At 56.9% G+C, this 15,380-nt stretch carries 8 protein-coding genes; 4 read left to right on the forward strand and 4 right to left on the reverse strand.

Translation table 11 applies throughout. The features are described 5' to 3' along the window. Positions 1-12 precede the first annotated feature (12 nt). The 4 genes from AACZ65_RS11035 (at position 13) to AACZ65_RS11050 (ending at position 10,889) form a co-directional block, all read left to right on the forward strand. Positions 13-2,811, forward strand: coding sequence for a leucine-rich repeat domain-containing protein (locus AACZ65_RS11035; protein WP_339670776.1), 2,799 nt, complete (start codon positions 13-15; stop codon positions 2,809-2,811). Between the two features lie 36 nt (positions 2,812-2,847). After that, positions 2,848-9,288, forward strand: a complete 6,441-nt coding sequence (locus AACZ65_RS11040) for an RHS repeat-associated core domain-containing protein (protein ID WP_339670778.1) — start codon at positions 2,848-2,850, stop codon at positions 9,286-9,288. 62 nt (positions 9,289-9,350) lie between these two features. Next, a complete protein-coding gene (locus AACZ65_RS11045; protein WP_339670780.1) occupies positions 9,351-10,007 on the forward strand; it encodes a hypothetical protein in 657 nt (218 codons plus the stop codon). Positions 10,008-10,256: 249 nt separating this feature from the next. Continuing rightward, positions 10,257-10,889, forward strand: coding sequence for a thermonuclease family protein (locus tag AACZ65_RS11050; protein ID WP_339670782.1), 633 nt, complete (start codon positions 10,257-10,259; stop codon positions 10,887-10,889). A 154-nt stretch (positions 10,890-11,043) separates the two neighbouring features. Here the strand turns inward: AACZ65_RS11050 and AACZ65_RS11055 are convergent, their stop codons facing one another. The 4 genes from AACZ65_RS11055 to AACZ65_RS11070 form a co-directional block, all read right to left on the reverse strand. Beyond that, positions 11,044-13,029, reverse strand: a complete 1,986-nt coding sequence (locus tag AACZ65_RS11055) for an SEC-C metal-binding domain-containing protein (RefSeq protein ID WP_339670784.1) — start codon at positions 13,027-13,029, stop codon at positions 11,044-11,046. Between the two features lie 324 nt (positions 13,030-13,353). Further along, entirely contained in the window at positions 13,354-13,656 is a 303-nt protein-coding gene (locus AACZ65_RS11060; RefSeq protein WP_339670786.1) for a hypothetical protein, read from the reverse strand. Positions 13,657-13,680: 24 nt separating this feature from the next. After that, the gene (locus AACZ65_RS11065; protein WP_339670788.1) at positions 13,681-14,361 is read right to left on the reverse strand and encodes a tyrosine-type recombinase/integrase; all 681 of its coding nucleotides are present in this window, start codon (positions 14,359-14,361) and stop codon (positions 13,681-13,683) included. Further along, complete coding sequence (locus AACZ65_RS11070; protein ID WP_339670790.1) at positions 14,348-14,521, reverse strand: hypothetical protein; 174 nt, start codon at positions 14,519-14,521, stop codon at positions 14,348-14,350. Before AACZ65_RS11070 ends, AACZ65_RS11065 begins: the two co-directional genes overlap by 14 nt. Between the last annotated feature and the right edge of the window lie 859 nt (positions 14,522-15,380).

The following is a 15,380-nucleotide window of genomic DNA, read 5'->3' on the forward strand; positions in this document are numbered from 1 at the left end:
GGGATTAGGACCATGACGCTACGCTTTATCGCCCCTGTACTCATCGTGTTGGCGCTGGCCCTTCCCGCAAAGGCGCAAGACGTCAGCGTGGTGTTGGTCACGGATATTCTGGGCGATCGACTGCATTACCCAGTGGTGATTTCTGAAGGGCGGGGATACCGGGTGCGCTGCGAGAGCCAGTCCGATGAAGAGACGATAATTGCCGCGTTGGGGTTCCTGATCCCTTCCAGCCAGATCGTCGATCCGTCCGAGCAAAGCATCGTCGATGCGGCCCCGGCGGAGAATCCGCTGCTTTGCCCAAGCTCGGAGAATTACCCAATCACGGTCTTTGCCGCGAACACGTCGCAGGGGCTGATCCATTACCTGCAATTCAAGGCTGATATCGGCAGTGAGGCGGCGCATGACCGGATCTATATCCCCGGCTGTGCGGCGTTGGTGGAGGCACTGAACCTTGATCTCGCCAATGCCACGCCGGGCGACCCGACATTGTTTTTTGCGGGCCGGATTCATGAGATTGCATGCCGGCCGGGGTCTGCCCCGATTGAGACGGCACCCCAGACCTTTGCCGCCTGGTGCACCAAGGGAGACCTGACGCCGGAAGAGGAGGCGACAATGCGCGCGATCCTCAATGGCACACCGGGTGGACCTGGCGCGTTGGGCAATGCGGTGGCCTGCAGGCAAGCGCAGGACTTCCTGACCGCGGTGACAAGCCGGAACCTCGACAATAGCGGCGCTCAGTCGCTGGCACCGCTAGCGACACTGTCGCATCTGAACTCGCTGTCGCTCGCTGGCAACCAGATTTCGGATGTTTCGCCACTGGCGGGGCTGACGGCATTGCAGTTCCTGGATCTCAGCAACAACCGGATCGAAAACGTGGCCGCGCTGGCCACTTTGGTGAACCTCACCTCGCTCAATTTGGGCGGCAATGCTATCGGGGACCTGCGGCCGATTTCGTCGCTGCCGCTGCTGCAACAACTGTCACTACCGGGTAATGTACCCGACACCATTGCGCCGCTGCAATTTCTGACTCAGCTGACCGAGTTGAATTTGGCGCGGAACGAGCTGACCTCGGACGATATAGGTGTGCTGATTGGGCTGTCGCAGCTAACGCTGCTTGACCTTTCCAACAACGAGATCGACGACTTCAGCGCGTTGGCCAATTTCGGAAGCGAGGTGGAATTCAAGCTCTCGGGCAATCCGGCTTCCACGGGCGGACCCACAGATTTCATCACCTTCTGCGTGCAGCTGCGCGATGAGCCCACCCAGACCGGCGCCACAATCCGCGCGATGATCGAAGTCACCGGACAAAGCACCTGTTCGGGCGCGGCAACCGCGCTTAATTCCTCGAACGCGCTGACCATCACTGGCAAGACCCTGTCGGAGCTTGGACCACTCGCGACGCTCAGCCATCTGACATCGCTGAACCTTGCCGACAACACGATCACCGATGTCTCGGCGCTCGCCGCGCTGACGCAAATCATCACGCTTGATTTATCGAACAACGCGATCACCGATGTGCGGCCCTTGGCTGCGCTGGAACGGCTGACCACTCTGAGCATGGCGGGAAATCCGGTGACCTTCGGCGACTACCTTTCGGCCTGTATCCTGCGCAATGAGCCGGAAACGCTGAGTGAGGCGCATCGCGCCGAGATCGGCGCGCTTTTGACAGTATCGCAGGCGCAAACATGCAAGTCGTCGGAAAGTCGGCTGAAGACTATGTCGACAATCAACCTGCGCGACCGCGGACTGAGCACGCTGGATTACATACGCGTGGCTGAAAGCGCGACGAACGTTCTGTTGGACAACAACCCCGTTGGCGAAGTGAGTAGCCTGCGGTTTCTGCAACGACTGCAATTTCTCGATGCCTCAAACACCGGGCTGGATGATGACGACAGCCTGTTGAATTTGCGCGCGCTGCGCAATCTCGACATCTCTTCGAACCCGATTCAAGAGCTTTGGGCCCTGCGCAACATGTCGGAGTTGCAATCGGTCAATTTTCGCGACACCCAGATTCGCGACATCCGCGTTCTCGACGAATTGCCAAACCTGCAAAACGCGACGATGTGGAACGCGCCGGTCGTGATGAATTCGATGCTCACCTACTGCCTCGTGCACCGGTTTCAGATCGGGATGCTAGGCGACGCAAGGCGTACGGTGGATGCGATCATGGCGGTGGCCGAGGGCGCAGGCCAGAGCAGCCAGAATTGCCGGGGTGTCAACGATTGGGCGCGTAGCGTCACATCCTTGAACCTCAATGCCAAGCAGATCACCAACGTCACTCCCATCGCCGGGATGCCGGAACTGACAAGCCTGCTTCTCTACAACAACAACATCAGGGATGTGCAGCCGATGCGGAACCTGCGCAAGCTCAAGACGCTGAACCTGGGCAAGAACCAGCTCAGCAGCATTCCGATCGTCTTTTCGCAGGACCTCGAGAACCTCTATGTGACGGAAAACCAGATCGTGAACCCAAGCGCGGTCACCCGGTACTCCAAACTCAAGAGTCTCAATCTTCGCAAGAATCGCCTGACCGTGACCAGCGGGATTTCCGGGCTGCCGCAACTGACGTTCCTCGACCTGCGGGACAACAGGATCGCGCAGGTCAATCAGGTCACCCCGGTGTTGGGCAAGAACCCCTACATCAAGGGCAACCCGGTCTGTGGGTTGCAAAACACCATTTTGTTATTGGTGCAGCCCTGCCAGCGAGAGCCGCAATTCATCGTCAATTCGAATTTGTTCGATCCCAACTTGGTGATCCGACGCGAACTATTACAGCCGGTGCCGATCATCATCACGCCGTCAAACCCCTGATTGTCGATCCTACGTCCCAACCGAAAGGACCATGTCATGACACGATTTTCCACAGCGATTTCTGTCGCCGCCATGTTCGCAATCCTACCTGCGGGCGGGTTCGCCGCTGATGACAAATCGGCCTCTTCGGTGATCCAGCTTCCATCTGCGGGCGGTACGGTCAGTCAGGAGGAAGGGGCTTTCCAGCTCAATGCCAATACCGGGTCGGCCAACTTCTCGTTGCCGCTGCCGGAGCTGCCGCAGCGCGGCAAGTTCGGTCCGGGCCTGTTCCTGAGCTACAACCAGTTCGCGGGGGACAGCGGGTCGGGGCTGGGGGTGGGATGGTCCTTTACCGCGTCGTCAGTGATCGTGAACCAGGATTTCGGCACCGCGATTCCGGGCAAGAAACCGGATGGCGATTTCTTTCACAGGCTGAGCTATCAGGGCGCGCGGCTGGTCTATCTGGGCGAAGTGGACGGATTGCCGACCTATCGCCCGGAAGTGGCCGAGGAACAAATGGTTTTCGTACGCCGTGATTCACCTTTCGAGGTGGTCGTGCTGGATCGCACCGGCGCGCAGGAGGTAATGACGCTCCCCGCCGGGTTCGAGCTGCGCATGGCGGATGGCAGCCGGATGTATTTCTCTGGGGCCGAGGGTGTGGCCGAGGGCAATTTTGAAATTGCCGAGCCCACAATAACCCGCTGGCCGCTGGTGATGAGCGTCAACACCAACCGCAACGCAGTGCACTATGAATATGAAAAGCACGCAGAACGGTCTTACCTGACCGGGGTGGCCTTTGCCGGGGGGCAAAGCCGCTATGATTTCGATCTGATCGACACGCGCGCGAGCCTTGTCAGCCATGTTGCCGGGGTACGGCAGCAGAACCCAAAGCTCTATGGCAAAGTGACAGCCAGTTTCGCGGGTGATGTCTATGACCAGTGGTGCATGGCCTTTATCGGCCGGTCGCTGAATGACAATACCGAATTTACAGTGCGCACCCATCCCGATTGCCAGGCTGTGGCCGAGGCTGACCTTGCAGGCGAGATCGATCCCAATTCGGTCAATGTGCTCGATCAGCTGCGGGCGGTCTATCGCTTTGGCAATACTGATGGTGCTGTGCTTGCCGAAGATACGCTGCGCTACCCCGACCTGCGGTTCGACTATTCGAACTGGACGGCGGCGGAACTTGCTGAGCGGGAGCTTGTCTTTCCCGCGCCAAATCTGGCCTTTGCGGGCGATATTTCGCCGCAAAACTTGGAACTTGCCGATCTGAACATGGATGCGCTGCTCGACGTGGTGCAGACCAGCGATACCGAAGTGACCCAGGTGCACCTCGGCGACGGGGCACTGGAATCGGCGTTCGAGACCTCGATCCCGCTGGAGTTGACGCGGACGACAGCCTCTGGCCTGACGCGCGAGATCACTCCGAGGTTGGTTGAAAACAGGTTCCATTTCGCCGACATAACCGGTGACACCTATGCCGATATTCTGGAGATCGAGGACGGTCTGCTTCATGTCTTCAACGGCAATGCGGCGGGCGATTTCCCTTATATCGGGCGGGCCGTTCCAATTGACGGGATTTCGCCGTCTCTGTTCTCGGACGGCAATGGTCGGTTCGTGGATGTGAACCTTGATGGTCTCAGCGACATTGTTGCGACACGGCTCGATGCCAATGGCCGGACCGAGGCGCTGATTTATCTCAACCTCACCCGACGCCAGCCAGACGGGGGCCATGCGATCAACTTCGCCCGGGTTTCCAAGGTGTTGCCGATGGACAGCCAGGATGGGGGCCTCTTGGGCCGCCAGTCGACACGGCTGACGGATGTGAATGGCGACCGATTGCCCGATCTGGTGACGATCAACGTCGCCGATCAGGGTTTTTGCATCTACGAGAACCAGGGCAACATTTTCAGCCGTGAGACGGGTGCGCTGCTCTGGGGGGATGCGCGCTTGACTGACCCAAAATGCGGGGCAGGGCGGTTCACCGCGATTCAGGGCATGAGCCCGTCCGACAACGTTCAGTCGATGTGGTACGTGGATGCCAATGGCGATGGGGTGCGCGATTTTGCCTCGATGGGAAGCCGCACCGACGAGATTCAGATCTGGCTTGGCTTCGGTGACGGCACTTTTGCGGATGAGAGCCTGCGGCTGTCGCTCAACGCCCGGGTGCAGGTGGGCAATGCGCCGAATTCCTTTCGCTCGCGCGTGGCCGATCTGGATGCGGACGGGCAGGCGGAAATTATCGTGTTCCAACAGGCCAGTGGACCTGAGATCGCGCCGGTCGTTGTGATCGATTTCAACCGCACCACAGAGCTGCAACTGGTCAAGGCCAACCTGCTGACGGTGGTGAGTTTCGAGAGTGGGCGGCGGCACGACATCCGCTACGCGACATCCACAGACGAGATGCTGCGCGACCGCGCAGCGGGACGCGAAACCGCGACGCTGCACTTTCCGGTGGTGGTGGCAAAACAGATGGTCACTTCGGAAGGTGTGGCAAACGCAGCACGGCGGGATGTGCAGGTGGAGGAGTATTTCTACCACAAGCCATTTTATGACGTGATCAACCGTCGCTTCATCGGTTTTTCCGAGGTCGAGCGCGTCACCTATGGCGACGAATTCGCGGGCGGGGCAGATACTCAGAAATCTTCGATCGCTTTCGAGCAATACTACGCCTTTGCTGATGTAACAGCCGATCTGCACCTCGCTGGCAAGCTGCGTATCCGTCAGACATACGCAGTCGATGCCGATCCCGTGCTGCTTGCCGCAGCCGCCGGGTCCGCATCGCTTGATCCGAGTGCGGTGGGGCTGCATTCGCTGTCCACCGCGACGCGGGCACAGAAATTGCCCACACCCGGCGCGATGCTGTCGTGTGAAAGCAATACATGGAAGACAGCGCCGACCGGGATTGCCAATGTCAGCTGGCTGCGCAAGACCGAGGAAAGGCTGACCGCCGCAGCGGGGCCACAGCACGTCCAGGATCCGAGCGACACGGAGTGCGTGAACCCAGTTAAGACGCGCAGCTTCGCGGAATTCGACGAATTCAACTATGCGGGCCGCGAAACGGAAATCGTGGTCGAATTGACCGGCCCAGAGGGCCAGGTCATGCCCGGCTATGCCCGAGTGACGGAAACCGATTACTCAGAGGCGCGCGCAACGCTGGCGACACTTGGCATCGTGAACGCCGCATCGGCGCGGCGAACCGTGGCGGGCACGCGCCTTCTGTCGCGGGAGCGCTTCTCCTATCTTCCGGAAAATGGCGGGCGGCTCGGGATGCGGGCAATCGACGTATTTTCCAGCCTGTCGGATGTTCCGGCAGAGATCGCCGACCGGCACAGCGCCACCCATACGCTGCTAAAGAACATGGCCTATGACAGGTTTGGCAATGTCGTGGAAATGTCCGACAATCTGTCGAAAATCGAAAGCGTGACCTTTGACGAAACCGGCACCTTGCCAACGGCGCATACCAAGTTCCACGGATCAGACGACAACCTCAACCAGATTACCACGATGGCCTATGATGGCGGGGTTGCCGGACGGTTGTCTGGGCAGACCACGCCGATGGGCATGGAAATCAACTACGACTATGACTCGCTGGGCCGCAAGCTGCGCGAAGTGAGCGCAGATGGTTCGGAAAAACGTTATGCCTACCGTTTTGGGTTGGATGGCGCGCCTTCGATGATCCTGACCTCGCTGCGGCGTTACCCCTCGGCCGCCGACACGCCGGAGGGCGAAAGCGAATTCGTGCGCTCACTGGCCGCGTATAACGCGCGTGGCAACCAGTTGGCCGAGATGGAGGATGTAGCCGAAGGCGGTGTTCGGGTTTTCAAATACTCGGAATTCAACCGCAATGAGCTGCTGACCTTCCGCTGGACGCCTTACCTGACAGAATCCATGCCGGATGTCGAAGCAGCCTTTGCCTCTGAACAGGTGCCGGAACCCGAACGTCGTCACGGCAATGCCTATCGCTATGACGGGCTGGGCCGGATGATCGAGGAGACGCACCCGTCAGGCAAACATTCCACCCAGAGTTATGCGCCTTGGGGCATGACGACCATCACCACCTACGAGGACCAGCACCGGGGAGCCATGGAGATAAGAGAGCACCGGCTGTTCAACGATGTTGGCGTCCACGCAGTGATGATCGGCGATGCACATGGCACCACGCTTGTAACCCGGTTCGACCGCGATGGCTTTGGCTATCTGACCGCGATCCGGCTGGCAGGAGAGGAAACGCCGCGGCGGTTCCGCTTCAATTCCGTGGGAGATATGGAATTCCAGCAGATCCCGGGGCTAGGTACGCATTACTACTTCTACGATGAGCGAGGCAGACAATGGTCCAAGGCACGGATAGCCGAAGATGGCACCACTGATGTGATCGTCTTTGAGTACGACCTTATGAACCGCAAGTTGGTTGAGAAGGTCAATGGCGAGGACCGAATTCGGTACGCCTATGACATAACCGAGCCGTTGCAGGTTGCGGCGGTCTTCGAAACGCCGATCCCGTTGCCTCTGGGTAAACACACCCGGATTGAGGTCATCGACCCCAACGGGCGCCATGACAGCGTCCAGCGCTTTGGCTGGGATGCCAATGGCCGCATGGTCCAGAACGAGATCGAGATCGCGGGCGAGGTGTTTGCCGAAAGCTTTCACCAGACGCTTGACGGGCGGATCAATCGGGCCACGGGACCTGGCGGTCTGGGCTATGACTTTGCCCTTGGGCCGGACCGGAACCTGCGGCGGGTTGCAATCACCCATCCCGATTTCAACGGGCCGGAAACGGTGATCGAGGAAATCACTTACAATCCCGAGAGTCGGATTGACCAGATTGCCTATCGCGCCGGGGCAGTGACCGAGCTGACCTATAACCGCGAAACGCTCTTCCTCGAAGAAATCGTGACTAGGACAGGTGACGGCGCCGCGTTGCAGGACATCTCCATGACCTTCAACGGCAATGGCTCGATTACCGAGATCGTGGATCGCCTGGCGGCTGGGCCTGCGCCCGCACATGGCCATGTCGACCGGTCGGGCACTTTCCACTACGACTTTCGAAACCAACTGGTGCGGTATGTGCGTTACGGCGAGGATGCGGCGTTTGAATACACCGATGCCGGGGCCTTTTCGCGGAATGACGAAATGGCGGCGGGAGAAACCTTGGTGCCGCCCTCGGACGCCGATACGGACCTGATCCCGATCGGTGCCTCTGCTGCGCCCTACAGCTTTGACGGTTTTGGCCAGCTGGCCGCGAGTCCGAAGGTGACCGCGACGGTATTCGATGCCTACGGGCGGCTGATCCGGGCGCAGACCTTGGAGCATGACGTGTTCTTTGGCTACGACCAGACTGGACGGAGAACGTACAAGGAGGTGGTGCCGCTCGACGAAGTGGGGACCGGAGAGCTTTACCTCTTTCCCACAGAGACATTCCATCGCGGGCCTAAGGGGGACGAGAGCTTTGTCAATATCGGCTCCACCCGTTTGGTTCGGATGGAACACGAGACGGGGCGCTGGTTCTACTACCTCAAGGACCATCTGGATTCCTCGGATTACGTCATGACGAGTGCTGGCGTTCCTGTGGAACAGATGCTCTACCGCGCCTATGGCACAGAGCATCAGCCCCAGATTCTGTCATCCGATTGGGCCAGCCACGAAGAGACCGTCGCCGACCAAAAGCCGCGTGAAAAGACACATCACCGCTTTACGGGCAAATATCTCGATGATGCGACGGGGCTCTATTACTACGGGGCGCGCTACTATGATCCGACGCTGGGGCGTTTCATCTCTCCCGATCCGCTCTATCTTAGCGACCCCGAACGCTGCGTAGGCAACACCATCGGCTGCACTCTTTTTGCATATGCCAACAACAACCCGATGTCGTTCATCGATCCCACAGGGCTGGAAGGCATCGTGCAGGGGGATGAGGCCTATAGGCGACAAGTTGAGGAAAGCCTGCAGCGCGTCGATCCCACTGCGCGGGTGGATATGGAGACTGGTGAGATCAGCCAAAGCTGGCTCCACGGGCTTTGGCTCGACATAAAGAGCTTTTTTACTGGTGAAACCAATTTCGACACCGGCCGAGAGCTTGTGAGCCGGATCGTAGAGGACCCGCAGACCACCACCATCAGCTTTCAGGCCAATGCGGCTGGGGGGCAGCGAGCAGATGGTCAGCCCTTCACGTCGAGCACGCCGGGTGATATAAACTTGGTGTATGATCCATCCTATCTGCCTGCGTTGCCAGAGTATGACGCGGCCACCGGCACAGTGTCTTACGAGACGCCCGATCCGGGCGTGGTGTTGGGCCATGAGTTGATCCACGCCACTCATGGGATGCGCGGCGATGTCGGGTCGGCAATCGTGAACTACACTGGTCTGGACGGATCGCCGCAGACTGAATGGCACGAGGAGATCCGGACCACAGGTGTGGGCGGCGTGAACAGCCCTGACGACATCACCGAAAATGACCTGCGCGAGATGCTTGGGATCAACCCGCGCAATCACTACTAGCAGGCCGGGCGCCGGAATTGGAGGAGCGGCGCTTGTGCCTCTCCCGGAAAAGGAGTTAGACGATGTCGAGAACCTCAACCAAAGGTCGAAATTGGGCCGCGGCGGCACTGATCGGCGCGCTCGCGCTCGGGCCTGGCACGGGAGGCATGGTCATGGCGACCCCACTTGCCGAACCATTGGACATTTCCGCGGAATTTCTGTCGGACATCGAAGGTGCGCCTGATTGGCTCCGCGGTGCGATGGCGGGCCTGGGGGCGCCCGAGGGCTGGTCGATGACCCGAGACGCCATCGTCGTGAGCGAGGTCGAGGCGCTGCGCGCCCTTAACCGCATCCGTGCGTTTCGCAAGGCAGTCAGGGGCGGCACCGGAGCGATCTGGCTGTCACTGCCGGTGGCCGACGAGATGGGCGCAATGCGTGACTGCGTGACGCCTTGGGCGACGCAACTGATCCCCGACCTAGATGCCAATGACTTCGGCCAGAGCTTTGCCCTGTCGATGCTGCGCACTGATCAACCCGAAGCTTGTCTGATCGACCTGGGTGCCGATAATCCTTGGACAGGGTTAGATCGCGCCGCTCTGCGTGGCTATTTCGATGATTCCGGCGATCTCGCGGTCGACCATGTGAACCTCAACGAAAACGCGGTGTTCGTCCGCGCCCTGATCGAGGCAGGCTATCTCGTCACAAAAGGCAGCGTGTCTGGACGGCTGCGCGTGGAATAGCGCGCAGCATAATGGAGGCGAGTAGGAGAATCGAACTCCTGTACACGGATTTGCAAAACTCTGTATGTTTATGATTTCAAATATATTTATGCTTAGAAATCGACCTTTTTAGGACGGAACATAGCAGGAATGTTTAGACGCTGTTCGCACGGTTTGACCTTAGCTTAAGCTGGGCTTTAACGCGCGCGGAATGCTGTAGCTTTCGCGTGCTGCTATTGACCTGATTGTCATCAGGCACTCGCCATATAATTGACCAATTTTGAAGCGAACAACGTTGTGTTGTTCAGCTTTGAGGTATTAAATTTGCTCAGATTGATTTTACGGGCTTTGTTTTTCAGCCGTCCTGCGACACGGCGGCGCAAATCGCGATCTGTCGGTATTGCCACTCCTGTTACGCGACCCGCGTTTAGGCTGATAACGCCACCGCCTTCTGTGCCTCAAACTGAGGTGGCAGAAGAGGAGGTCATGCCGGGCGAGGTGCTGATCGTTCCGTGCGAGACCACGCTCACAGGCCCCTGCTATGTGGTCGATGGCGACACGATCCGGATCGGGAAGGTTAGTATACGCTTGGCGGGAATTGATGCGCCAGAGCTTGAGCATCCTTGGGGTATCAAGGCGAAATGGGCGTTGGTCAACCTATGCAAAGGCCAGACCATCACCGCCGAGATCGAGCCGGAACTGTCCTATGACCGGCTTGTCGCAACGTGCTTTCTGCCGGACGGTCGCGATTTGGGCGCGGAGATGGTCAGTCAGGGAATGGCGCTGGACTGGCCGAAGTTTTCCGGTGGCAAGTACAAACATTTAGAGCCGGAAGGTGCGCGCAAGAAGCACTGGAAAGCGGCTGCTAGGCAGCGCGGACATATGCACGTTTTCAATAAGTGAGGGGGGGCTCTAAGCGGACAGTCAGGCCGAGGAAGACGAATGGCCGCTCTCAGAACTCCTACAGTTCGCGCTCCCACAACAGCACCGCCATTTTCTCAGGTTGCGAAGAAACCAGTAGTTGCTTTTCTTCGTATACCTTGTCGTAATCCAGAGCTTAGCCCTTGCCACAACAATGCTTATATTTCTTGCCGCTGCCGCAAGGACATTTCTCGTTACGCCCAACTTTTCGTTGTGCGGACCGCCGCAAGAAATCCTCGATTTTGACCATAGGTGGCGCTGAAGCCATCAGTGCTTCAAGCTCATAGTCAAAAACATGTTTCTGCCGAACATATGCGCCGAAACGGACCAACTTGGTCGAAGGGTCAACGTTCAGACCCAACCATTTGTCAGCCCTCTGAGAATACTTGCGACGTATCATGTGCTGTCGCAAGGACGGCTCTGCAAGGAACTGGGGATCAGAGTTGCAGTGGATAGTCAGACCGGAAGAGCGATTTTCCATAGGTAGAGTGACGTCACCTCTTCCTTTCGCGGCCATTCGTGAGACCAACGTCTCAATTTGGTTGATACCGTCTTCTCCCATTTCCAGAAAAGACAGCCCTAATTCAACGCAGAGAGCGTTGGGGTCTCGATCGATATCGTCGATTACACGACCGACGAATGTACCTTTGAAACGCGTCAGAAGCCCGTCCGGAGTATCTTTTCCCGGAAGACCTTCCCTACGCACAATCATGGCGGCATCGATATCGCTGGCCAGGCTGTCATCAAGATTTAAGAAGTCATTTTCGCCTTCAAGCCAGAGGTTTGCTTTCAGGAAATAACCAAGAACGCCCAATTCGTTTGTCGTCATAATCCTATCATAGTAAAGAGCGCGGCGTTCTAAGTAGGCTAGGACCCGAATAGGAGAGGGAACCAGTTCCGTGAGAACATCTAAGGTAAATAGATCGACACAAAGCGGGTTTTGAAATCCTTCAGCAGAATCGGTCTTCAGGAATTGTCGAACTTGAATGCTCAGTGCTGGATAGTGATCCGAGATAACCGTAATCGGAAACACTCGTTCGGGCTTTTTCAACTCCACCGCATTTCCGGCTGCGTCCCGTGCAACTACGTTCTCAGTTTTCAACCCATCAAAACACGCACGGCACTGATTGTACGCCTCCTGAATTGCTAGTTGGAAGTCTTCCTGAATTTTCACCAAATTTCCGCTCCGAGAAGCCACAGTCAGCTTTTGTGACTTGCACTGAAAAACGATCCCAATTTCACCAAAAGAAACGTAGACATCAATTTCACCTATTTTTTTTCGGCCATCAAAAAGGTCCAAATTTTGGAAGACGTGTTCGTCACCGAAGACCCTTTTTAAGAAGTGAAAGGTCATTGCCTCTGTGAAGTGGCCTTTGTTAGTGGATGCAGTCGCTCTGTATGCCGTGTTTTGGTACATCCAATGGGCTGGAGACTCATAAATAGCTTCCGTCAAGCTGACGTATTGAAATAAAAAGTGCCGCCCCTCCAAGAGGACGATGGGTCTTGCGGAGGTAACATTGAAGTCTGTTACCGATTTGAAAGACGCATTCTCGGAACTGACTTCACAGGTGAAAGCATCGAAGAAAGCCTCAACTGTTTTCTCTGGCAAACCTGAAGCACTGACTATCTCTCCTTGCTCTAGCTCGAACGCGGGAAGCATTGTCCAAAGTGTTGGGTCAGTCGCCCTCAGACTTTCAAGTTGTCGCATCGCCTTTTGGGACTGGATATCAACAATCGCGCCTAAAATGATTTTGGAATCTTTGGGAGTGAATCCCACGTTTTCTGCAAGCCATTGCTCATCTCGCTGGTAACGCAATTCCGCAAACTCAATGTATTGAAACGCGTAAGCGCTTTCTGTCGCATAAAAGGCTGCTTCTCTTATCGCCTCGCCTGTGGAAAGAGGGGAGGTATCTGCATCCCAATCGAAGAAGGCGTCTTTGATCATGCATTCATGAATTTCTTCAAGAGTGCGCTCTGCTCGCTCTAGATACTTCGCGATCACGCCTTGATCGGGAAGTTCAATCGACCCGCTGCCTCCAAGCAACCCACCGATCAACGATGCAATCTCGGTACGTATAAGGCGTTGCGGTGTTTTCTTGTCCGCAATTAGCTTGCCTGTCATTTGATCTTTGAAGCCGATCCAATTGTCTCGAAAGCAGAACATCGCGATTGCGTGTGCAAAACCCGGGCTTCGGCATAGTTCGATAAGTTCCTGAAAGCACTTTTCCTCAGTTCGCACTCGCGACAACTCCTTGCAGACAACTCACCAACAATAAAATTACAATGAATAGTAATCACGCTGTTACGGTGTGATGCTCTTGCAACCATAATCCAGCGTTTTGCTTTACAGCACAACTGCAAGATTGCAGCCCAGCGAGATCAGATTATCCCAGCGACCGATCGCTGACATTCGCGTCCAGCGCAGAGAACGACCGTTTTCGGCCCATCAAGACGAATGCTGCGCATTACGCATCTGCTGCGCCTGAACCGCCCGAATGCGCTGACGGACCTTCTTTGTGTAGTGCTGGACCATCGCGGGGCTTTGGCCGGTCACAGCTGCGATCAGGTCGTCACCGCAGCCCGCTTCTAGAAGCTCACAGGCGGCGTTGTAGCGCCAGCTGTGAATATCGTAGGCAACGGCTCCGATTTGCTCTCTGACCTTCCTGACTGCGGCTGACGCGCCTCTGTAGGACCAGCGGTTGGTGCCTTGCTCGTTTGTCAGGATATATACCGAGTGGCGGCTGGCCACGTCGAGCGCGGCCTGTAGCTCTGGCTAGATCGGCACCCAAAGCTCTTTTGAGGTTTTGCTTTGCCGGACCCAGACAGCGCCGTTCTCGATGTTCGACCAGCGCATTGTGAGGACGTCGCCGATCCTCTGGCCCGTGCCAACGCATAATTCCATAACAAGGCGTTCTCGCGTGCCAAGAGCGCAGTGCGCCCGGTAGACGTCGAGAAGCTCGCGCGGCCAAGGCTCGCGCTCTGTCTTGGCCGTTTTGATTTCTGGCACACCCCGCGCCGGGTTGGTTTCCCGCCAGCCCAAGTCAACGCAATGTTCCATGAGAACACGCAACACGCGGAGCGAATAGTTGGCGAAATAGGCTTTCTCGGCGTTTGCATCGCGAAGGCGGATCACGTCCTTGCGCTGCATCTTGGCGGGGTTTGCCTCGCCCATAATCTCGCGGAAGAAATCGAGATACTTGTCGTAATCCAGACCAGTGCGCGGCTTGAGGTTCTTGTATCGTGGCGACTTTCTATAGTGGTCGATCAAAGCGCCGAAATTGCGCGCGACGACTTTGCGGGGCGCGTCCTTTTGAGAGAGGATGCCAGCGTATTCGGTCCAGAATTCCGCCGTTCCAAAGTCATTCTGGAACTTTTGCGAGGGCCAGCCGCGACGCTGGAAGTAAATTCCATTGCTTTGCCTGTAGACGTGCTTTGGAAGCTCACGTTTTGCCATGGCGCATGTCTATCCTGTCGAAATCATCGGAATCATGCTCTGTGGAAAGAACAATCTCAATCCTTTTTCCTTCCACGATGACCCGGCTGACGGACTTGCCCGCATTCTCGAAGGCAGCGAGCAGGCTAAGAGCCGATTGTTCAAACTTGTTGTGGGCCATGGTCATAGCCCCTTTGAGCCGCGCAGCGCTGTCGCGGTGCGCATGAACAAGTTGATGATCCAGTCAAAGCCCATAGCCGTTACCCTTCACGTTCAGTTCGCGCGCCGGTTCCGGACGAATGGGAAACCCATGCAAACTGTTCTGAGGTTCAAGCTATGATGGAAAGGGCAGGGGCGGCAAATCAGTGATCACGACTTGGGACCACTAGAGGTATATAGAAACCTGTAACAATTGAAACATTTTGTTACCAAATTCTCGTGTTCTTAGCCAGCCCGGTAGATCTGAAGGCCTACGCCTAATCCCTTACATCAGGTCGCTTTTCGCTTTGGGACCACTAAAAGGATATACGATCAAGAATGTATAACCAGCCACGCCCCCCTTAAAAATGATGGGGCGTGGCACGTCAATAGCCTTGGGACATGCTCGCAAGCTGCGCGTGTCCCAGGGCGATTGCCTGATGCGAGTTTGTGTGACGCTGGGAGAGCGATTTGACCGACACCCCCGCGCAAGCGCGGAGACCCCCGTCAGTCAAGCGCCTCTGGCGCGGCTCTTACCGTCAGAGGTCGAGCAGCCGCCAGCGGCCTTCGACGTGGTGCCAGTTTCCGCCCTGCAATTGCTTAGAGTGGTAGCGCGCGCAAGCGAACGCCGAGGCGTGCTAACTACCCATGACCAGCTAATTTCAGAGCTACCAACATGGCTGTTCCCCTGCTTTCTGAGGAAGCATTTGAGAACGGAACAAAAACAGAATGTTTAGACAAATGTTTAGACGCGCTTGCGCGCGTTGACTGTAACTTCGCTAAGTGATTGATTTTAAATGGAGGCGAGTAGGAGAATCGAACTCCTGTACACGGATTTGCAA

Source organism: uncultured Roseovarius sp., from assembly GCF_963972555.1.
Taxonomy (GTDB): Bacteria; Pseudomonadota; Alphaproteobacteria; order Rhodobacterales; family Rhodobacteraceae; genus Roseovarius; species Roseovarius mucosus.

Coding starts and splice junctions, on each gene's coding strand:
- AACZ65_RS11035 (WP_339670776.1), top strand. CDS start 13: ATGACGCTACGCTTTATCGCCCCTGTACTCATCGTGTTGGCGCTGGCC.
- AACZ65_RS11040 (WP_339670778.1), top strand. CDS start 2,848: ATGACACGATTTTCCACAGCGATTTCTGTCGCCGCCATGTTCGCAATC.
- AACZ65_RS11045 (WP_339670780.1), top strand. CDS start 9,351: ATGTCGAGAACCTCAACCAAAGGTCGAAATTGGGCCGCGGCGGCACTG.
- AACZ65_RS11055 (WP_339670784.1), bottom strand. CDS start 13,029: ATGACAGGCAAGCTAATTGCGGACAAGAAAACACCGCAACGCCTTATA.
- AACZ65_RS11065 (WP_339670788.1), bottom strand. CDS start 14,361: ATGGCAAAACGTGAGCTTCCAAAGCACGTCTACAGGCAAAGCAATGGA.
- AACZ65_RS11070 (WP_339670790.1), bottom strand. CDS start 14,521: ATGGCCCACAACAAGTTTGAACAATCGGCTCTTAGCCTGCTCGCTGCC.